We start from the raw sequence: 22,203 nt of genomic DNA on the forward strand, positions 1-22,203 counted from the left end.
TATATTTTAAAATAAAATATTATTATAAAAATAAAATTTTAATAAAATAAATAAAAATATGTAATTTTAAACTTTAATTTTAAGTATTTAACAAAATAAAAATATAATTAAAAAGAATAATTAAATATTTTTCTATTCATTATATATTATAATGCATATTATAAATAATTATTTAATAACAAATATTATTTTTTAAAATAAAAGAAAAAAATAATTTAAATTAACATAATAAATAAAAAATTTAAAAAATTAAAATTTTAATGATATTAATATCTAAAATATTAGATCATCTTTAATTAAAATATTTATTAATAGTATAAAAATGATTGGGAATTAATACACATGAATAATAATGCTAATTTAGCTAAAGAAATTACATCAATTAATATAGAAGAAGAAATTAAAAATTCATATTTAGATTACGCAATGTCGGTTATTATAGGAAGAGCATTGCCTGATGTAAGAGATGGGTTAAAACCAGTACATAGAAGAATATTATATGCTATGAAAATATTAAATAATGAATGGAACAAATCATATAAAAAATCTGCAAGAATAGTAGGTGATGTTATAGGAAAATATCATCCTCATGGTGATTTAGCAGTATATGATACAATAGTAAGAATGGCACAATCTTTTATATCAAGATATGTATTGATTGATGGTCAAGGTAATTTTGGTTCTATAGATGGAGATTCCGCTGCAGCTATGAGATATACTGAAATAAGAATGTCAAAAATAGCAAATGAATTTTTAACAGATTTAGATAAAAAAACAATAAATTTTGTAGATAATTACGATAATAGTGAAAAAATTCCAGAAATATTACCTACTAAGATACCTAATCTTTTAATTAATGGTTCATCTGGAATAGCCGTGGGTATGGCTACAAACATTCCTCCACACAATATAAATGAAATAATAAATGCATGTTTAGCATATATTAATAATAGTAATATAACATTAACGAAATTAATGCATTATATACCAGGCCCGGATTTTCCTACAGGAGGTATTATAAATGGTAATAAAGGTATAGAAGATGCTTATAATACTGGTAAAGGAATAATATATATACGAGCAAAAAGTAAAATAGAATTAAATAAAAAAACTAAAAAAGAAAAAATATTAATTGAAGAAATACCATATCAAGTAAATAAATCAAAATTAATATCAAATATTGTTGAATTAATAAAAGAAAAAAAAATTGAGGGTATTAGTAATATCAGAGATGAATCAGATAAAAGTGGTATGAATATAGTTATAGATATTAAACGTGAAGCAGTAGCAAAAGTTGTTCTAAATAATTTATATTCATTAACCAAATTAGAAATATCATTTGGTATTAATATGGTAGCATTATATCAATCACAACCAAGAATATTAAATTTAAAAAAAATAATTAAAATATTCATAAATCATAGACGTGAAATAATAACCAAAAGAACAATATACGAATTAAAAAAAACAGAAAAAAAAACACATTTATTAAAAGGATTAATGGTTGCATTAACTAATATAGATCCAATAATACATTTAATTAAAAACTCAAAAACATTAAATGAAGCAAAACAATCATTAATAAATCGTAAATGGTATTTCAGTATAAATAAAAAAACAAAAAATATAAATTTTAATAAAGAAAAATATAAAAACAAAAAAAATATTTATATTAAAAATAATAGATTTACGTATATTTTGACTAAAAAACAAATAAAAGCAATTCTTAATTTAAAATTACACAAGTTAACTAATATGGAATATAAAAGTATTTTACAAAAATACAATTTTTTAAATGAAGAAATCTGTAAATTTAAAAAAATTTTAAATAATGATAACTATTTAATATCAATAATAAGAGAAGAACTTAACAAAATAAAAAAAACATTTGGAGATAAAAGACGTACTAAAATATATTTAAATAAAAGTAATTTAAAAACAAAAGATTTAATAGATAAAAAAAATGTAATAGTAACACTATCAAATAAAGGTTATATAAAATATCAATTGCTATCGCATTATGAAACTCAACATAGAGGTGGTAAAGGAAAATCTGCAGCTAAAATTAAAAAAGAAGATTTTATAGAAAATTTATTAATAACAAATACTCATTGTACTATATTATGTTTTTCTAGTTTAGGAATAATATATTGGATAAAAGTGTATCAATTACCTGAATCAACTCGTAACACTAAAGGTAAACCTATAGTTAATTTATTGCCATTAACAAAAAATGAAAGAATAACAGCAATGTTATCAATAGATAAATATAAAAGTAATTTATATATTTTTATGGCTACAGCTTATGGTATAGTAAAAAAAACATCATTAACTAAATTTAAAAAAGAAAGAAATAAAGGAATTATAGCAATAAATTTACATGATAAAGATGAGTTAATTAATGCAACATTAACTAACGGTAAAAACGAAATTATGTTATTTTCTTCCATGGGTAAAGTAGTGAGATTTAAAGAAAAAAACATACGTACAACAAATAGAATAACATATGGAGTAAAAGGTATTAAATTATTTAAAAAAGATAAATTAGTTTCACTTATTGTACCTAAAAAAAATGGAGATATTTTAACAGTTACTGAAAATGGATATGGAAAATGTACAAAAACAAAAGAATATCCATCTAAATCAAGAGCAACACAAGGAGTAATTTCTATTAAAATAAATAAACGTAATGGAAGAGTTATAGGTGCAGTACAAGTTTTAAATAGTGATCAAGTTATGATTATAACAAATGCTGCAACTTTAGTAAGAATACCTGTATCAGAAATAAATATAATAAAGAGAAATACTCAAGGAGTAATTTTAATACGTATAATAAAAAATGAAAAAGTAGTAGGATTACAAAAATTAGAAAAATCTATAATAAATAATATATTTATAGAAAATATAAATAATAGAAAAGAATAAATTTTAGTTTAAAATTAGATATTTAATTATTTAAAAAAATAAAAATGTAATAAAACTTAATTTTATTAATGTAATATTATACATAGACATAAATAACTAAAAAAATGAAAATTTATAAAAATAAAGGATATTGGATACAATACGCATTAAAATTAGCTGAACAAGCATTAAAAATAGGTGAAGTACCAGTAGGAGCAGTAATAACACTAAATAATAAATTAATAGGTGAAGGTAAAAATTGTGTGATAAGCAATAACGATCCTACAGCACATGCTGAAATAATGGCAATAAGAAACGCCGCTAAATTTAAAAAAAATTATAGATTAACTAACAGTTCAATTTATGTAACATTAGAACCATGTTTAATGTGTTATGAAGCATTAATTTATAGTAGAATAGAAAAAATAATTTTCGGTACATATGATAATAAAAGTAATATAACAAAAATTTTACAAAGAAAATCAACTAACAATATTAAAAAAAATAAAATAAAAAATAAGATATTAACTAAAAAATGTTCTGATATTTTAATAAATTTTTTTAAAAATAAAAGAAAAAATAATAAGTAATATTTTATTTCATGTAAAATAGTATAAATTATAAATTTAATCAAATATAAAATAATGCAAATAAAAATAAATACTATTATAGATTGTATGAAAAATTTAAATAAAAAATATAAAAATCTTAGGAGGTATTTTTAACTATAAAAAAAATAAAGTAAATTTTATAACAATGAAAAATAAATTACAAAAAATATATTTATCTAAACAAAATAAAGATATCAAAAAAATAAATAAAAAATATAAAACTTTAAAAAAAACAATTAATAATATTAAAAGTATTAAAAAAAAAATAAAATATGTTAAAGAATTATTTCAACTTTCAATTGAAATAAGAGATAATTCTATACTTGATGATATAAATGTATATATAAAAAATATTAATATAAGAATAAATAATTTAAAAACAAAAAAAATGTTTTGTAAAAAATATGATAAATATAATTGTTATATAGATTTTCAATCAGGATCAGGTGGAATAGAAGCTCAAGATTGGACTTCAATTTTATTGAAAATGTATTTAAAATGGATAGAAAAAAAAAAATTCAAAAGCAAAATAATTAATAAATTAAATGGTGAAAAATCTGGAATTAAATCAGCAACATTACATGTAACAGGTAAATATGCATTTGGTTGGTTACGCACTGAAAGTGGAGTACACCGTTTAGTTAGAAAAAGTCCATTTGATACAGGTAATAAAAGACATACATCTTTTAGCTCTACTTTTATATACCCGGAAATACAAAATAAAATTAATATTAAAATTAATCAAAATGATTTACGTATAGATGTATATAAATCATCCGGATCAGGAGGCCAACATGTCAATAAAACTGAATCAGCTGTAAGAATAACACATATATCTACAGGTATTGTTGTGCAATGTCAAAATAATAGATCACAACACAAAAATAAAAATACTGCTATGAAACAAATAAAAAAAAAATTGTATAACTTAGAAATAGAAAAAAAAAATATTAAAAAACAAAAAATAGAAAATAAAAAATCCGATATAAGATGGAGTAATCAAATAAGATCTTATATATTTGATGATTCTCGTATAAAAGATCTTAGGACAGGTATTGAAATTAGAAATGTTCAATATGTATTAAATGGTAATTTAGATAAATTTATTAAAGCAAATTTAAATATGAAACCATAAAATGGTAAACAAAATGAATCAATCAAAAAATAAAAAAAAAAATCAAGAAATAATATCAAGATTAAATAAACTTTATTTATTAAGATATCAAGGTTTTTCTTTTCCTAATAATTTTAATTTCACAGATAATAGTAAACAAATTAAGAAAAAATATATTTTGAAAAAAAAAATATATTTTGAAAAAAAAAATATAAATATTAAAATTGCTGGTAGAATAACAAATTTGCGTATAATGGGAAAAGCTACTTTTATTATTTTACAAGATGAATATGGTAAGATACAGTTATATTTTAATAAAAATTCATTGACTAATAATTCATATAAAGAAAAATGTAAAATATTAGATATAGGGGATATTATAGGTATAAAAGGAAAACTATTTATAACAAATACTAAAGAATTATCGATTCATTGTAAAAATATTAAAATACTTACTAAATCATTAAAACCATTTCCAAATCAATTTCATGGGGTTATTAATAAAGAATTAAGATATAGATATAGATATTTAGATTTGATAAGTAATACAAAAATAAAAAAAAAATTTATAATTAGATCAAAAATAATATATGAAATTAGAAAATTTATGGAAAAAAAGAACTTCATAGAAGTTGAAACACCTATGATGCAATCTATTCCTGGAGGAGGAATTGCTAAACCATTTGAAACATATCACAATGCTTTAAATATGAATATTTATTTGCGTATTTCACCGGAATTATTTCTTAAAAGATTAATTATAGGAGGTTTTAATAGAATATTTGAAATAAACAGAAGTTTTAGAAATGAAGGTATATCATCTCATCATAACCCGGAATTTACAATGATGGAATTATACATTGCTTATAAAAATTATAAATATCTAATGAATTTTACTGAAAAATTATTATATAAAATAACAAAAATAATTAAAAAAAAATATAAAATTAAATATGGCAATCATCTTCTTAATTTTAAACCTCCATTTAAAAAAATGACAATGCAAGAATCAATTATAAAATATTATCCTAAAATAAATTCAGAAAATATAAATAATTTTAATGAATTAAGTAGAATTGCAAAAGAATTAAACATTAAATTAAACAAAAATAACACAAAAGGGTATATAATAAAAAAAATATTTGAAAAAACTGTAGAACGTTACTTAATACATCCTACTTTTATTACAAATTATCCTACTGATATATCTCCTTTAGCTAAAAAAAATAATATTAATTCAGAAATTGCAGATAGATTTGAATTTTTTATTAATGGTCATGAATTAGCTAACGGGTTTTCAGAATTAAATGATCCTGAAGAACAGGAATATAGATTTAAAAAACAAATTAAAAATAATAATAAATATACATTTTATGATAATGAATATATTAAAGCATTAAAATATGGATTACCTCCAACTGCAGGATTAGGAATTGGAATAGATCGTTTAATAATGATATTGACTAATTCACATTCTATAAAAGATATTATTTTTTTTCCAGTTATGAAACCACAAAAATAAAAGTAATATTATTTATAAAAAAAAATAAATTAAAACAAAAAATTATTTAACATAAGTAATATTAGTAAAAAGATAGTTTGGAATAATATTTTCAGGTAAAAGTAATTTACCTAATTTAAATAAATTTAAAGCAATATGAATCATATTTTTAGATGAAGGGAGATAAACATTTATTTTTTTGAAATTAATCTTTTTATTTAAATTAAAATCTTTTAGTATAGTAAAAAATGTTTTCCACCCGTTTCCTGCAGCAACCCATGAATTATCATACAAACTTAATGCATTTAATAATTCTTTAAAAGAAATAATAACTTCATTTCCTAATAAACTTATTTTTTTATATTTATCTAATACATAACTAGCAAAATAAAATTTATCGATTTTCGCTTTAATTAAAACAAGTATTTTTTTTTTTTGATATTTTTTATAAACTTTTTCCGCAATTATTAACATAGATGACATAACAACAATAGGAATACCTAATGCTAAACTTAAACCCTGAGAAACATTAATACCAATACGCAAACTAGTAAAATTACCTGGACCAATATTTATAGCAATAACATTTAATTTATTTATTTTTAAATTATTTTTTAATAAAATTTTATTTATCATAAATAAAATAAATTTTGCATGGTTATTTTTAGTTTTTTTGTATATAGTATTAATATTATTATTTTTTAAAAGACTAATCGAACATATATTAAAAGAAGTATCAATTGATAAAATAGTATTCATAAAATTAAATAACCTATAAAATAAATACAATTAAAATATAAAAAATATCTTTTATTTTAAAAATATAATTAATAAATAATATAAATTATAAAATAATAATAATTATTATAACATAATTATTATTATTAATTTAAATTTACCAAATAAAACATTAAACTAATATAAAACATATAAAAATGAAATAATAATATACTTAAAATAAATATAAATGAAAATACAAATGGGTAATTTAAAATATGCGTACTGAATATTGTGGTAAATTGAATCTGTTACACGTAAATAAATTAGTAACTATTTATGGATGGGTTAATAATTTTAGAAATTTAGGTAATTTAATATTTATAGATGTTAGAGATAATGAAGGAATAATTCAAGTAAAATTTAATATTAAAGAAAAAAAAATATTTAATATAGCATCTAAATTAAGGAATGAATTTTGTATTAAAATAACAGGTATAATAAAATTAAGAGATAAAAAAAATCAAAATAAAGATAAAAATACTGGTAAAATAGAATTAATTCCTAATAAATTAATTGTAATAAATAAATCTAAACCATTGCCTATTAATATATCAAAAGAAAATAGTGAAGATTTAAGATTAAAATATCGTTATTTAGATTTAAGAAGTGAAAAAATGACAAGAATAATAAAAATACGTTCTAAAATTATGTATTTGATTAGAAAATTTATGAAAAAAAATAATTTTTTAGAAATAGAAACACCATTACTAACAAAATCAACTCCTGAAGGAGCTAGAGATTATTTAATACCTAGTCGTATACATAAAAATAAATATTATGCATTACCACAATCACCACAATTATTTAAACAGTTATTTATGATATCAGGATTAGATAAATATTATCAAATAGCTAAATGTTTTAGAGATGAAGATTTAAGATCTGATAGACAACCAGAATTTACTCAAATTGATATAGAAGCATCATTTATTACAGCAAAACAAATAAAAAAAATAACTGAAAAAATGATAAAAATGTTATGGAAAAAAATAAAAAATATAAAGCTAAAAAAATTTAAAAAAATTAGTTATAAAAAATCACTAAAATTATATGGAACATCTAAACCTGATTTAAGGATTCCAATAAAAATTATTGATATAAAAGATATTATTGAACAATCTAATCTAAAAAAAACCCAAAAAAATAATCGTATCGCAGCAATATCTATTCCTGAAGGAATAAAATTAACAAATAAAAAAATTAATTATTATAATTCATTTTTAAAAAAATATAACATTAATAAATTATTTTGGATTAAAATTATAAAAATAGAACATCAAAATAATCAAATAAAAACACCACTAAAAAATATTATTTCTGAAAATATTTTAAATAATATAATTAATAGAACTAAAGCAAAAAACGGAGATATAATATTTTTTATAGATGAAAAATATGATATTGCTACTAAAGCATTAGGTAAATTGCGTAACAAAATAAGTAAAGATTTACATTTAATAAATCAATCATTATGGAAACCTATTTGGATAACAAAATTTCCATTGTTTAAAATTAATTCAGATTATACTATTAGTAGTATGCATCATCCATTTACAGCTCCATTAAAAAATATAACAATTAAAAAATTAAAAAATAAACCAAATAAAATTATTTCTAATTCCTATGATATGATTATAAATGGATATGAAATTGGGGGAGGATCGGTAAGGATCAATAATATAAAAATGCAAAAAACAATATTTAATATTTTAGGAATTAACGATAAAGAACAAAATGAAAAATTTGGATTTTTTTTAGATGCTTTAAGATATGGAACTCCCACACATGCAGGAATTGCTTTCGGGTTAGATAGAATAGTAATGCTACTTGGCAATACCAATAATATACGTGATACAATAGCTTTTCCTAAAACGACCAAAGCTTCTTGTTTATTAACTGGAGCTCCAACTAATATATTAAACAATAATTATTAATATTTTTATTATTTAAAATATATAACATATAAAAAAAAAAAAGAGAAATTTTAAAAAAAATATTTAACTAATCAATTTATTTTAATAAAAACATAATAATATTAAATTTGAAAAAATGGAAAATAAAAATATTTTACAAGCATGTAATTTAATAATATTTGGCACTAATGGTGATTTAGCAAAAAAAAAATTGTTACCATCATTATATCAATTAGAAAAAAAAAATATATTGCATAAAAATACCAGGATAATTGGTGTGGGAAGAATACAATTTAGTAAAGATGACTACATTAAAATGGTATATCAATCACTTAAAATCTCTAATAAAAAAAAGCTCAACAAAGTTACATGGAAAAAATTTAATCATCGTCTAAATTTTTGTAATATTGATATTAATATTCCATCTCAATTTTTAAAATTAAAAAATATTATAAAAAATAAAGAAAAAATAATAATCAATTATCTTGCAACTCCTCCAAACACCTTTAAAATTATATGTGATGGGTTAAATTATTCCAATTTAAATAATAAAAATTCAAGAATAATTGTAGAAAAACCTCTTGGAAAATCTTTTATAACATGTAAAAAAATTAATAATCATATTAAAAAATATTTTACAGAAAAACAAATATTTAGAATAGATCATTATTTAGGAAAAGAAACTATTCTAAATTTATTATCATTAAGATTCGCAAATACTTTATTTATAAATAATTGGGACAATAAAATAATTGATCATGTTCAAATAACAATAGCAGAAAGCATTGGTATTGAAGGAAGATGGAAATATTTTGATAAAATTGGACAAATGAGAGATATGGTACAAAATCATTTATTACAGATTTTAACAATAATAGCTATGGATCCTCCAGAAAGTTTGGATGAAAATCAATTAAGAGAAAAAAAAATATCAATTTTAAAATCTTTACGGCCAATTAATTATAAAAATGTTTTAAAAAAAACTGTAAAAGGACAATATACATCTAATACTTTACAAAATAAAAATATACCAGGATATTTAGAAGAAAATGAAGCTAATAAAAAAAGTAATACAGAAACATTCGTATGCATAAAAGCAAATATTGATAATTGGAGATGGTATGGTGTTCCATTTTATTTACGCACAGGAAAAAGATTACCAGTTAAATACTCTGAAGTAGTAATTTATTTTAAAAAACCTAAAATAAATCTATTCAAGAAATCATTGATCAAATTACCACAAAATAAAATAACAATAAGACTACAATCCAATGAAGGTATAGATATACAGATTTTAAATAAAACCCCAGGATTGAATAATAAAAATGAATTACAAACAATAAAATTAAATTGTAATTATAATGAAGTATTCAATTATTCATATTTATCAGATTCTTACGAATATCTATTACTGGAAAGTATGATAGGCACACAAAAACTATTTGTTAAAAAAGAAGAAATAGAAGAAGCTTGGAAATGGATAGATTCAATTATAGATGCTTGGAAAATAAAAAAACAAAAAGTTCATTTATACCCAGCTGGAAGCTGGGGTCCTAATCAATCATTATTAATGATAAATAAAGATAATCGTAATTGGAATAATTTTAATAAAAAATATCAGGAATTGTAATGAATATTGTATTATTTGGTGCTCCAGGTGTTGGAAAAGGAACACAAGCAAAATTTATTTCAAAAAAGTATAATATAAAAATAATATCTACAGGTAACATATTAAGAAATGAAATAAATAAAAATACAATTTTAGGAAAAAATATTTCAAATGTAATAAATTCAGGTAAATTAATTAACGATAAATTAATAACTAAAATTATAAAAAAATATATTTTAAAAAAAAATATAAAAAACAGAATATTACTAGATGGATTTCCAAGAACTATAAATCAAGCATATTCAATAGATAATATTGGCTTAAATATTACTTGTGTATTAGAACTAATAGCACCACATAATACTCTAATTGAAAGAATAATAGGTAGAAGAATAGATTTATCTGGAAAAATATATCATATAAAAAATATAAAAAAAAAAATAAACAACTCAAAAAATAAATTAATTATTAGAACAGATGATAATATAAAAACCGCAAAAAAAAGAATAAAAACATACTTAAAAAATCAAAAACAAATAATAGATTTTTATAATAAAAAATCAATAAATAAAGAAATTAAATTTTATAAAATAAATTGTAATAAAACAATAAAAGAAATAAACAAAAATATATCAAAAATACTTGATAATTTAAAAAAATAATTAAATAAAAATTTTACTTTATGTAAATAAATTACAATTTAATATTATAATTTATTTAATAAAAAATTATTAATACGTTTTATAAAAGAACTAGGTTCACGCAAACTACCATATTCAATTAACATTGCTTGATCAAATAACAATTTAACTAATTCTATAAATCTAGAATTTTCTTTTATATTTATCAGTTTTTTTATTAAATCATGATTAGGGTTAATTTCAAATATATATTTTATATCAGGTACTTTTTGTCCTGTAGAAGCTAATAATTTTACCATTTGAGTATTCATATCATTAGAATCAGTAACTAATACAGAAGGCGAATTAATTAAACGATTAGTTATTCTAACATCTTTTATATAATCAAATAAAATATTTTTTATTTTTTTAATAACAGGAGTTAATACATTTTGATATTTTTCTAATTTTTTAATATTAACTTCATCTAATTTATTTAATGATTCATCAAATTTATTAATTGATTGTAATTTTCTATCATTATATTCAGGCAAATAACTAATCATCCATTCATCAATACGATCATACAGAAATAAAACTTCAATATTTTTTTTATTAAAAAATTCCAAATGAGGATTATTTTTAGCAGTAATATAACTATCAGATGATATATAATAAATTTTATCTTGATTGTCAATCATTTTACTAACATATTCTTTTAAAGAAACTACCTGCTCTTCAACATTACTTTTACTAGAAGAAAATCTCAATAAATCGGCTATTTTATCTTTATTAATTACATCTTCAACCAAACCCTCTTTAAGAATAATACCAAACGTATTCCAAAATATTTGATATTTGTTTAAATCACTATTTGCTAAATTATTTAATTTAGATAAAATTTTTCTTGTAAGAGATTTTTTCAATGATTTTACGATATGATTATCTTGTAAAACTTCACGAGATATATTTAATGATAAATTGCTAGAATCAACTATTCCTTTTATAAATCTTAAATATTTAGGCATAAATACTTCATTGTTATCCATTATAAACATACGATTAACATATAACTTTATACCACTTTTATTATTATGCCATATATCAAAAGGTAATTTTTTTGATATATATAATAAACTTATATATTCTTGATTTCCTTCCACATGATTATGCATCCATAATAAAGGATCTTCATAATCGTGTGTAATATTTTTATAAAATTGTTTATATTCACTATCTGTGATATTAGATTTATTACGAGCCCAAAAAGCAATACCCTTATTTACTTTTTCAGATTTATTAATATTATTATTAATAATAGTGCTTATTTCAACTGGAACAGATATATGTTCAGAATATTTAATAACAATATTTTTTACAAAATCAAAATCCAAAAATTTCTTTTCATTATCACGTAAATATAAACTAATTTCTGTTCCTCTATTATTTTTAATACATTCACTAATAATATAATTACCTTTTCCTTTCGATTTCCATAAAATACCATTATTATTATTAAATACACTTTTTGTATGTACAATAATTTTATCAGAAACTATAAAAGCAGAATAAAAACCAACTCCAAATTGACCAATATAATTATTTTTATTAAAATCTTTATTTTTACATAATTTAATGAATTCTTTTGTACCAGATTTAGCTATAGTACCTAAATTACCTATAACTTCATCTTTATTCATTCCTATTCCATTATCAATAAATTTTATAATACCATTATCTTTATCAATAATAATTTTTATAATAAAAATATCATCATGTTCACATAAATCAGGTTTAGATAAAATATGAAATCGTAATTTTTCTATTGCATCAGAAGCATTAGAGATTAACTCACGAACAAAAATTTCTTTATTAGAATAAAGTGAATTAATCATTAAATGTAAAAGTTGTTGTGTTTCAGATTTAAAACTTTTAGTTTCATATTTTATTTTATTCATTTTAGCTCTCAATAATATATAAATTTTAAAGAAACTATAACTATTTATAAAAATTTTATACAAAATCTAAAAACTATAAAAATTAAATTTTTTTTTTATAAAACAGACAATTAAATTTTATATAAAATAAATGTGAAAAATCGAATAATACCTATATATTGTGTTTAAATAAAAAAAAACAATATATTTTAAACCCAATATATCAACAATTATTTTATAGAAACATACAAAATAGCTTTCATTAAAATCATTTCTATACCTATTTTATAGGTTGGTGATAAAAATAGTTCTTTTCTACCTATTAACAATGTTTTATAAAAATATTGAATCATCTCAATTGTTACAAATAAGGATATTTCCTTAAAAAATTTTATTTCTAAAACTGAACAATTATTATTTATATCAGGTAAATACTTCATAAGTACAATTTTATTTAATAAAATCAACAATTCTATTAATAAAACATCCCAATCAATATCATAATTAGATATCTTATTTAATAACAACAACATCTTTTTTATTTTACGAAAAACTAAACATTTAATTAAAGAAAAATAATATTTTTTATCTAAAATACCCAACATTTTAATAATTATATTAGGTAAAATTCGACCATTACCTATTAACAATGCTTGTTCAGTCAAACTAATAGCATCTCTCATACATCCATAAGAATAATTGGCTAATAAATCTAAAGATAATAAATTAATAGTTATTTTTTCTTTTAATAAAATATATTTTAATTTTTCAATTATTTCAAATTTATTTATACTTTTTAAATTAAATTGAATGCATCTTGATATTATCGTTAAAGGTATTTTACTAAAATCAGTAGTAACTAATATAAATTTAATATGCTCTGGTGGTTCTTCTAATGTTTTAAGTAAAGCATTAAAACTATGTTTAGACAACATATGTACTTCATCAATTAGATAAATTTTAAATCTTCCTTTTAACGGTAAATATTGAGTGCTATCCAATAAATCACGCATATCTTCTACTTTAGTCTTTGACGCAGCATCTATTTCTAATAGATCAACAAAATGACCATTATCTATATCTTTACAGTTATCACAAATATTACATGGAATAAAAGAAATACCCATTTCACAATTTAAAGATTTTGATAACAATCTAGCAGTGGTTGTTTTACCAATACCTCTTATACCGGAAAATAACCATGCATGATGTATAAATCCAGAATTTAGACTATTTTTTATAGCTAACAATACATATTTTTGACCTACTACATCATTAAATATTTTAGGACGCCACTTATTAGCTAATGACATAATAATTTAATCATAAAATTATAAAATACATAAAAATTAAATTTTAGAAATATTTTTATTTATAAAATTCATAATATCCCAACACAAATTTCTAATTCCAGTATTATTAATAGCAGAAATAATATAATAATTACTTTCCCAACGCAGTTTTTTGATAATCATATTTATGGTATATTTAATTTCATTCAAATCAAATAAATCCATTTTGTTAAACAATAACCAACACGTTTTATTAGATAACAAATTTTTATATTTTGTTAATTCATGAATAATTATATTAATATTATCTATTATATTTTTTACTTTCATAGAAGATAAAGAAACCATATGTAATAAAACATCACATCTTTCTAAATGTTTTAAAAAATCTACACCCATACCAATACCTTTAGATGCTCCCTTAATCAAACCAGGTATATCAACTATAGTAAAAAAATTTTTTTCGTTTAAACGAACAACACCTAAATGAGGTCTAATAGTCGTAAATGGGTATAATCCAATCTTGGATTTTACATTTGATATTTTAGTAACAAAAGTAGATTTACCAACATTTGGCATTCCTAACATACCAACATTAGCTAAAATAATTAATCTAAATAAAAAAAATTGTTTTTTACTTATAGACCCAATATTTTTATTATTAAATTTTTTTTTTGAAAATAACTTATAACGTATATTTCCCAGACCCTTTTTACCACCTTTCACTAATAATATTTTTTGATTATAATTAATTATATCAATTATTGTACTACCTGTATCATAATCTATTATTAAAGTTCCAATTGGTACTTTTATTATAATATCACAACCGTTTTTACCACAACGACGATTACTTCCACCATTTTTACCATTAGAAGCAATTATATATTTTTTAAATTTATAATCTATTAAATTACTTAAATTTTTATCTGCTAATAACCATACATTACCACCATTACCACCATCTCCACCATCAGGAATAGGGTAATTTATATTTTTATTATGTTTAAAACTAATACATCCATTACCACCGTTACCTCCTGAAGCACATATAACAACTTCATCAACAAATTTCATATTCAAATATTCCATAAAAATATACAAAAATTTACATTTTATTTAAATAATATGAATATATTTCTTATAAAATTAAGAAATAACACTAACATAATTCTTACTCTTAAGACCACGTTTCTCGAATTTTATATAACCATTCTTAGTAGCAAATAAAGTATGATCTCTACCACAAGATACATTTTTACCAGGATGAAATTTTGTGCCTCTTTGACGTACTATGATAGATCCAACTAAAACAAAAGCACCTCCAAAACACTTTACACCTAATCTTTTAGAATGAGAATCTCGACCATTTCTAGTCGAACCACCAGCTTTTTTTTGTGCCATAAAACATAACCCAAACAATCATTTTAATAAAAAATTAATTAACATAAAACAATACTTAGAATTTTAATATCAGTAAAATATTGTCTATGTCCTTTAAACTTACGATAATGTTTACGACGATTAAATTTTATAATTTTTATTTTTTTATCTCTACCATGAAATAATATCTTCGCTTTTATAAAAACATTAGATACATACGGAAAACCAATTATTGTATCATTTTTATTAACAAACATCAAAATATTATTTATTTCAAATTTTTTTCCTACAGGAAATTCAATCTTATCTACTCTTAATTTAAGACCTTCAAATACCTTATATTGTTTTCCACTATTTTGGATGATAGCATACATAAAAAACTCCCAAATTCCATTATATTTTCTTTAAAAACATAAATTTTGTATATAAAATAATAAAATTAATAAAAAAATAAACAAAAATTTTAAAATAAACATAAAAAATATATAAAAACTAATTTTTATATACATTCTATAATAGCTCCTAAAGAATTCAATTTATTTTTTATAGATTCATAACCTCTGTAAATATGATGTATATTTTTAACAACGGTTATACCATCTGCTATACAACCAGCTAAAACTAAACTAATTGATGATCTTAAATCTGTAGCATTTACCTTGCTACCTATCAATTTTTTTACTCCACAACAAATAATTTTATTATCTTTAATATTTAAACGCGCACCCATTTTAATAAATTCTGAAACATGCATAAATCTATTTTCAAAAATATTTTCAGTAATAACACTAGAACCCTTAGAAACAGAATTTAATAAAGTAAATTGTGATTGCATATCAGTAGGAAAATTTGGATATGGAGCGGTATTAATATTTACAGATCTAGGACATTTACCAATCATATTTAATCGTATCCAATCTTGCCCAAAAGTAATTTTTGCCCCGGTAAATTTTAATTTTTTTAACACTATTTTTAAGTTATTAACACAAGTATTATGACATAATATATCCCCTCCAGATACAGCTGCAGCTATTAAAAAAGTACCAGTTTCAATTCTGTCTGGCATTATATTATAAATACAACTTTTTAAATATTTAACACCTATAATAACAATTTCATTCTTACCTGCATTTATAATTTTAGCTCCAAGTTTATTAAGGAAATTAGCAATATCTATAATTTCTGGATCTCTAGCTGCATTTTTTATAATAGTTGTACCATAAGCTAGCGTTGCAACACTCATAACAGTAATAGTAGCTCCAACACTAATTTTACTAAAATGAATAGTATTACCAATTAATTTATTAACGCTATCAATTTTCAAATGATCGTAATTAAACTTTATTTTTGCACCTAATTTTCTTAAACCCCAAATATGTAAATCAACAGGTCTATCACCTATAGAACAACCACCAGGCAAAATAAGCTTTCCACTTCTCCAACGTATAATTATAGCAGGTAATAACCAAATAGAAGCTCTTATATATTTTATTAATTTACAAGAAAAAAATTTATCACAAATACCTGAAGAATCTATATTCATAAATTTTTTACGATTTATTTTTACCCCTAATTTAGTTAATATTTGAACAGCAACATCAATATCTTGTATATAAGGAACATTTTTTAATATAATAGGTTTTTCAGTTAATAAGGAAATAAATATTATTGCTAAAGATGAATTTTTAGAACCTGATATCCTAATTTCCCCCTTTAATTTTTTAGGTCCTAAAATACGAAATTTATTCATATAATATATTTACGACAAAATAATATTAAAATACATTTTTTTAATTCAGTAATAAAAGAATGCATTTACTAAAATTAATTAAATAGAACGGTTGGACCATTCTTCTAATGTATAAGATTCAATAGAAATTGAATGAATTGTATTATTAATAATATAATCTTTTAATGGTTCATATATAATTTGTTGTTTTTCTACATTAGTTAAACCAATAAATATATCACCGACAGCTATAATCTTCATATGATACTCATTGCCACTAACGTGTAATTCACGTAAAGATATCTTATCTAAGATTATTGATTTAACTTTACTATTATTCATTATGGTATAAAACAATATATATTGTATATAATATTATATATAAATCTAATTTAATTATTTTAAAATAATTAAAATAATTCATAAATATTAATTTATAACTATTACTGTATATATTACAATACAAATTAAAAAAATCAAATTATTAAAATAAATAAAATAATAATAAAAACTAAATTAGCTAATATTTAATAAAATTAATAGTAATTAATATTATATAAAATAAAACTTTTAAAAGAGGTAAAAAAATATGTTTTTTAGAAATAAATATAAACGAACATACTATGGAAAAATAAATAAAAAAATATTAAATAAAGCAAAAATAATAAAATTACTTATATGTGATATAGATGGTGTAATGACTGATGGACTAATATCTTTAGATGAAAAAGGAAGAGAAATAAATGCATTTCATGCAAGAGATGGATACGGTATAAAAATGTTATTAGGTTTCTCAATAAAAGTTGCTGTAATAACAGGAAGAAATACGAAATTAATAGAAGATAGATGTAAAATTTTAGGGATTAAATATCTTTATCAAGGTCAACTAAATAAGATAAAAGCATTTAAAGATTTAATAAAAAAAACAAATATATCATATAATAAAATTGCATATATAGGTGATGATGTAATTGATTGGCCTGTTATGAGTATAATAGGGTTGAGTGTCGCTGTATCTAATGCTCACCCTTTTATTTTAAAAAAAGCACAATATATAACTAATAATAAAGGTGGTAATGGTGCTGTAAGAGAAATATGTGATTTAATTTTAATTGCAAAAAATAAAATAAATTGAATTAAATATAAGAAAAAATAATATTTTTTTATAAATATAAAATAATATCAAGTTAAATTATAATATAAAACGTAAAAAAATAAATATATAATATTAAAATACATAATCATTTAATCTAACTAAATAATATATAATTAAACGAAAATAATATAAATATAAAAAAATATTTTTAATATTAAAAATAATAAATAAAACATGAATAAAAAAAATAATAAAAATACAAAAAAAAAAGAAATTGATTGTATCTCAAATACTGTTTTAAAAAAAATTAATAATAAAACATTAAAAATTATTTTTCAATCTTTTGGATTTAAATATGAAATTCCATCCCATACAAATTATTTATTTGATGTTAGATTTTTACCTAATCCATATTGGGAAGAAAAATTAAAAAAACTAAATGGATTAAATGAAGAAGTAATAAAATTTATAGAAAAACAAAAAAAATTTAATGTATTTATAAAAAAAACAAAAAAATACATTAGTTATCTTATAAATATATCAAAAAAAAATAAATATGAATTAATCATAATTTCTTTTGGTTGTACAGGAGGACAACATCGTTCAGTGTATATTGTTGAAAAATTATGTAATTTATTTAAAAAAAAGGGTTACAATATCGTAAAAATACATAATTCATTATTAAATAAAAAATAATTTTATTTTAATAAAATTAACGTTTTGAAAATTGTGGACTTCGACGAGCTTTACGTAATCCAATTTTTTTACGTTCAACTTTTCGAGAATCACGTGTCAATAAACCTGATTTCCTTAAATTTAAACGATAAGATATATTATATTTAATTAATGCACGAGAAATACCATGTCTAATTGCTCCAGCCTGCCCTGATATTCCTCCACCTTTTACAGTAATAAATAAATCAACCTTATTAATTAAATCTAATAATTTTAATGGTTGATAAATAATCATTTTAGCACTACCACAATTAAAATATTTTTCTAAAGAACGCTTGTTGATTAAAATATTACCACTACCAATACTAAGGAATACACGAGCTGTAGAAGTTTTACGTCTACCAGTACCATAATTTTTAATTATTGACATATTCAATCAATCCAATTAAATATTTAAAGTTATTGGGCATTGAGCCAAATGTTTGTGTTTATTATCAACATATACTTTCAATTTGTTAAATATACGATCATTTAAAGCATTTTTAGGTAACATACCCTTAACAGCAATTTTTAATAAACGATCAGGGTATTTTTTATATAATTCTTCAAACGATTTACATTTTATACCACCTATGTAACCGGTATGAGAATAATATAATTTATTTTTGAATTTCATACCAGAAACAATTATATTTTTAGCATTTATGATAATAACATAATCTCCAACATCAATGTGAGGAGAAAAATAAACTTTATGTTTACCTCTCAATATATTAGCTACAAAACTAGCTAATCTACCTAAAATTTTATTACTTGCATCTATAATGAACCATTGAGGTAATAAAGTATTAGCATTAATCTTTATATTTTTCATTGTTTTAAAATACCTGTTAAATAAAATCTAAATTTAATTCATAAATTAACAAAATATAATTGACAAAATAACAACTAATCATGATACAATTAATTAATAAAAAAACAAATTAATTTGATAAATAATAAAATATAAATAATTTAAAAAAATAATATTTTTTTTTATTAAAACTAAAAATATTAAGAATCATCAGAATAATCTCTAGGTGTCTTAACCCATGTATCTTTATGCATTGAATTTTTAAATAAAGATTCATTATTTTTATTATCATTAAATAACAAATCATTTGAGCTTTGAGACATATGCTTATATAAATTTTTATATTCTTCAGATATATTACTTAACAATTCAGCAGCATGAGAAAAATGATATGTTAATATATTTTTATAATTATTTAATTTAATCTCATTATTAATAAAAAAATCAGATGAATGATTAATCTTTAATGTTTTTTTATTTTTTAAGTAACTAATAAATAAACCCATACATATACCAACAAATAAATTAATTATAGATATAAAACAATACTTTAAAAACATTCATAACTCCAAAATATTTTAAAATTTTATAAAATAAAAAGTAATCCAAAATTTTAATAAATAAATAAAATTTTATATACATTAAAAAATAATAATCAATAAAAATATATTAACAACATATTTTTTTAACACCGTTTTCAGTACCAATAAGTAACAAATCTGCTTTACGATTTGCAAATAATCCAACAGTGACAACTCCATCAATTAAGTTAATTAAATTTTCTAATTTAACGGGATCATAAATTTTTAAATTATGAATATCAATAATAATATTTCCATTTTCAGTAATTACATTATTTCTACATTTACATATACCACCAAATTTCTTTAATCTATTCATAACATAATTGCATGCTATAGGTATAACTTCTACAGGTAAGGGGAAACCACCTAAATGTTTTACATATTTAGACTTATCAACAATACAAATAAATTTATGGGCAACAGATGAAATAATTTTTTCTCCAGTTAATGCAGCTCCTCCACCTTTAATCATCTGTAATTGATGATTTATTTCATCTGCTCCATCAACATATACCAAAATATTATTTACACTATTTAGATCATAAATTGAAAAACCCAAATTTTTTAATTTTAAAGTTGAAGAATAAGAACTAGAAACTACACCTTTAACTAAATGTTTTATAGTACTAAGAGCATCAATAAAATAAGAAACAGTACTACCTGTACCTATACCAATAATAGTATTAAACGGTATATATTTTAGTACATACCAAGCAACTTTTTTCTTCAATTCATTTTGATTCATAGAATAATATTACATCTATAAAATAAAAAAATATTTACTGAATCCAAAATTTTAACACAAATTTACAATTGATTGACAAGTTTATTAAAAAATATAATAATATATAAAAAAATAAAAAAAGTAAAATTTATGAAAAAAAATAAAGAAATAATACTTATAAGACATGGAGAAAGTATATGGAATAAAGAAAATAAATTTACTGGATGGCAGGATATTGATTTATCAAAAAATGGAATTATTGAAGCAAAAAAGGCTGGAAATTTATTAAAAAAAAAAAAATATTTTTTAGATATAGCATATACTTCAATGTTAACTAGAGCAATACATACATTATGGATAATATTAAAAACACTTAACCAGGTATGGTTACCTGTATATAAAACATGGAGATTGAATGAAAGACACTATGGAAATCTAGAAGGTATGAACAAAGATAAAATAAAAGAAAAATATGGAATTAAACAAGTAAATTTATGGAGAAGATCACTTAATGTATCACCGCCAAAAATGGATGAAAAAGATAAAAGATTTTTAATCAATGATATTAGATATAAAAAATTAAAAGAGAAATATATACCTAATGGTGAAAATTTATCTTCCACAATAAAAAGAATAATTCCATACTGGGAAAAAAATATTATAAATCAATTAAAAAAAAATAGGCGTATTATTATTGTAGCACATGGTAATTCCTTAAGGGGTTTAATAAAATATATTAGTAATTTAAATGAAAATCAAATCAGCAAATTAAATATACCAACCGGTATTCCCATGATTTACGAATTTTCTAACAAAAATAAATTAATAAAAAATTATTATTTAAAATAAACAAAAAATAATATTAAAATTTTGAAAAA

22 protein-coding genes are annotated in these 22,203 nt (G+C 20.3%); 10 read left to right on the forward strand and 12 right to left on the reverse strand.

Annotated features, from left to right (window positions below; translation table 11 throughout):
- Positions 1-342 precede the first annotated feature (342 nt).
- From gyrA to lysS, 4 genes are all read left to right on the forward strand, one after another.
- A complete protein-coding gene (gyrA, locus tag ONB71_RS01140) occupies positions 343-2,925 on the forward strand; it encodes a DNA topoisomerase (ATP-hydrolyzing) subunit A (protein WP_274360752.1) in 2,583 nt (860 codons plus the stop codon).
- Between the two features lie 104 nt (positions 2,926-3,029).
- On the forward strand, positions 3,030-3,494 hold the full coding sequence (gene tadA / locus ONB71_RS01145; RefSeq protein ID WP_274360753.1) for a tRNA adenosine(34) deaminase TadA: 465 nt from the start codon (positions 3,030-3,032) through the stop codon (positions 3,492-3,494).
- A 54-nt stretch (positions 3,495-3,548) separates the two neighbouring features.
- Positions 3,549-4,650 (forward strand): peptide chain release factor 2 gene (prfB, locus tag ONB71_RS01150; protein WP_274360754.1). Its coding sequence is split into 2 segments (ribosomal slippage): positions 3,549-3,623 and positions 3,625-4,650, totalling 1,101 coding nucleotides; the frame shifts between segments, so codons are not numbered across the junction.
- A 13-nt stretch (positions 4,651-4,663) separates the two neighbouring features.
- Positions 4,664-6,151 (forward strand): lysine--tRNA ligase, encoded by a 1,488-nt coding sequence (lysS, locus tag ONB71_RS01155; protein WP_274360755.1) that lies wholly within the window; start codon positions 4,664-4,666, stop codon positions 6,149-6,151.
- A 42-nt stretch (positions 6,152-6,193) separates the two neighbouring features.
- On the opposite strand, the gene tsaB is transcribed toward lysS, so the two are convergent.
- Positions 6,194-6,889, reverse strand: coding sequence for a tRNA (adenosine(37)-N6)-threonylcarbamoyltransferase complex dimerization subunit type 1 TsaB (tsaB, locus tag ONB71_RS01160; protein WP_274360756.1), 696 nt, complete (start codon positions 6,887-6,889; stop codon positions 6,194-6,196).
- Positions 6,890-7,125: 236 nt separating this feature from the next.
- Between tsaB and aspS the strand changes: the two genes are divergently transcribed.
- The 3 genes from aspS to ONB71_RS01175 all read left to right on the forward strand — a co-directional run bounded on the left by aspS (position 7,126) and on the right by ONB71_RS01175 (position 11,094).
- Positions 7,126-8,844, forward strand: a complete 1,719-nt coding sequence (gene aspS / locus ONB71_RS01165; protein WP_274360757.1) for an aspartate--tRNA ligase — start codon at positions 7,126-7,128, stop codon at positions 8,842-8,844.
- Positions 8,845-8,959: 115 nt separating this feature from the next.
- Entirely contained in the window at positions 8,960-10,453 is a 1,494-nt protein-coding gene (gene zwf, locus ONB71_RS01170) for a glucose-6-phosphate dehydrogenase (RefSeq protein ID WP_274360758.1), read from the forward strand.
- Positions 10,453-11,094, forward strand: a complete 642-nt coding sequence (locus ONB71_RS01175) for an adenylate kinase family protein (RefSeq protein WP_274360759.1) — start codon at positions 10,453-10,455, stop codon at positions 11,092-11,094. Before zwf ends, ONB71_RS01175 begins: the two co-directional genes overlap by 1 nt.
- A 44-nt stretch (positions 11,095-11,138) precedes the next feature.
- Here ONB71_RS01175 and htpG read toward each other — a convergent pair whose 3' ends face one another.
- From htpG to ONB71_RS01210, 7 genes are all read right to left on the reverse strand, one after another.
- Entirely contained in the window at positions 11,139-13,010 is a 1,872-nt protein-coding gene (gene htpG / locus ONB71_RS01180) for a molecular chaperone HtpG (RefSeq protein ID WP_416053558.1), read from the reverse strand.
- A 209-nt stretch (positions 13,011-13,219) separates the two neighbouring features.
- Positions 13,220-14,302, reverse strand: coding sequence for a DNA polymerase III subunit gamma/tau (gene dnaX, locus ONB71_RS01185; RefSeq protein WP_274360760.1), 1,083 nt, complete (start codon positions 14,300-14,302; stop codon positions 13,220-13,222).
- Positions 14,303-14,338: 36 nt separating this feature from the next.
- Positions 14,339-15,373, reverse strand: coding sequence for an Obg family GTPase CgtA (gene cgtA, locus ONB71_RS01190; protein WP_274360761.1), 1,035 nt, complete (start codon positions 15,371-15,373; stop codon positions 14,339-14,341).
- Positions 15,374-15,430: 57 nt separating this feature from the next.
- Complete coding sequence (gene rpmA / locus ONB71_RS01195; RefSeq protein WP_274360762.1) at positions 15,431-15,685, reverse strand: 50S ribosomal protein L27; 255 nt, start codon at positions 15,683-15,685, stop codon at positions 15,431-15,433.
- Positions 15,686-15,723: 38 nt separating this feature from the next.
- The gene (gene rplU / locus ONB71_RS01200; RefSeq protein ID WP_274360763.1) at positions 15,724-16,038 is read right to left on the reverse strand and encodes a 50S ribosomal protein L21; all 315 of its coding nucleotides are present in this window, start codon (positions 16,036-16,038) and stop codon (positions 15,724-15,726) included.
- 125 nt (positions 16,039-16,163) lie between these two features.
- On the reverse strand, positions 16,164-17,414 hold the full coding sequence (gene murA / locus ONB71_RS01205) for a UDP-N-acetylglucosamine 1-carboxyvinyltransferase (RefSeq protein WP_274360764.1): 1,251 nt from the start codon (positions 17,412-17,414) through the stop codon (positions 16,164-16,166).
- 78 nt (positions 17,415-17,492) lie between these two features.
- Positions 17,493-17,735: a BolA family protein gene (locus ONB71_RS01210; RefSeq protein ID WP_274360348.1), complete on the reverse strand. Its 243-nt coding sequence runs from the start codon at positions 17,733-17,735 to the stop codon at positions 17,493-17,495.
- A gap of 247 nt (positions 17,736-17,982) precedes the next feature.
- Here ONB71_RS01210 and kdsC point away from each other — a divergent pair, with 247 nt between their 5' ends.
- The gene (kdsC, locus tag ONB71_RS01215; protein WP_274360349.1) at positions 17,983-18,528 is read left to right on the forward strand and encodes a 3-deoxy-manno-octulosonate-8-phosphatase KdsC; all 546 of its coding nucleotides are present in this window, start codon (positions 17,983-17,985) and stop codon (positions 18,526-18,528) included.
- Positions 18,529-18,723: 195 nt separating this feature from the next.
- The gene (locus ONB71_RS01220; RefSeq protein WP_274360350.1) at positions 18,724-19,185 is read left to right on the forward strand and encodes a RapZ C-terminal domain-containing protein; all 462 of its coding nucleotides are present in this window, start codon (positions 18,724-18,726) and stop codon (positions 19,183-19,185) included.
- Positions 19,186-19,201: 16 nt separating this feature from the next.
- On the opposite strand, the gene rpsI is transcribed toward ONB71_RS01220, so the two are convergent.
- From rpsI to rpiA, 4 genes are all read right to left on the reverse strand, one after another.
- Positions 19,202-19,594 carry a 30S ribosomal protein S9 gene (gene rpsI, locus ONB71_RS01225; RefSeq protein ID WP_274360351.1) on the reverse strand — a complete coding sequence of 131 codons (393 nt, stop codon included), beginning with the start codon at positions 19,592-19,594 and terminating at the stop codon, positions 19,202-19,204.
- 15 nt (positions 19,595-19,609) lie between these two features.
- Positions 19,610-20,038: a 50S ribosomal protein L13 gene (rplM, locus tag ONB71_RS01230; protein ID WP_274360352.1), complete on the reverse strand. Its 429-nt coding sequence runs from the start codon at positions 20,036-20,038 to the stop codon at positions 19,610-19,612.
- 179 nt (positions 20,039-20,217) lie between these two features.
- Positions 20,218-20,577 (reverse strand): ZapG family protein, encoded by a 360-nt coding sequence (locus tag ONB71_RS01235; RefSeq protein ID WP_274360354.1) that lies wholly within the window; start codon positions 20,575-20,577, stop codon positions 20,218-20,220.
- 109 nt (positions 20,578-20,686) lie between these two features.
- On the reverse strand, positions 20,687-21,346 hold the full coding sequence (rpiA, locus tag ONB71_RS01240) for a ribose-5-phosphate isomerase RpiA (protein ID WP_274360355.1): 660 nt from the start codon (positions 21,344-21,346) through the stop codon (positions 20,687-20,689).
- 129 nt (positions 21,347-21,475) lie between these two features.
- Between rpiA and gpmA the strand changes: the two genes are divergently transcribed.
- A complete protein-coding gene (gene gpmA, locus ONB71_RS01245; protein WP_274360356.1) occupies positions 21,476-22,174 on the forward strand; it encodes a 2,3-diphosphoglycerate-dependent phosphoglycerate mutase in 699 nt (232 codons plus the stop codon).
- Positions 22,175-22,203 lie beyond the last annotated feature (29 nt).

The sequence above is a fragment of the Candidatus Purcelliella pentastirinorum genome (assembly GCF_028748785.1).
Classification (GTDB): Bacteria; Pseudomonadota; Gammaproteobacteria; order Enterobacterales; family Enterobacteriaceae; genus Purcelliella; species Purcelliella pentastirinorum_A.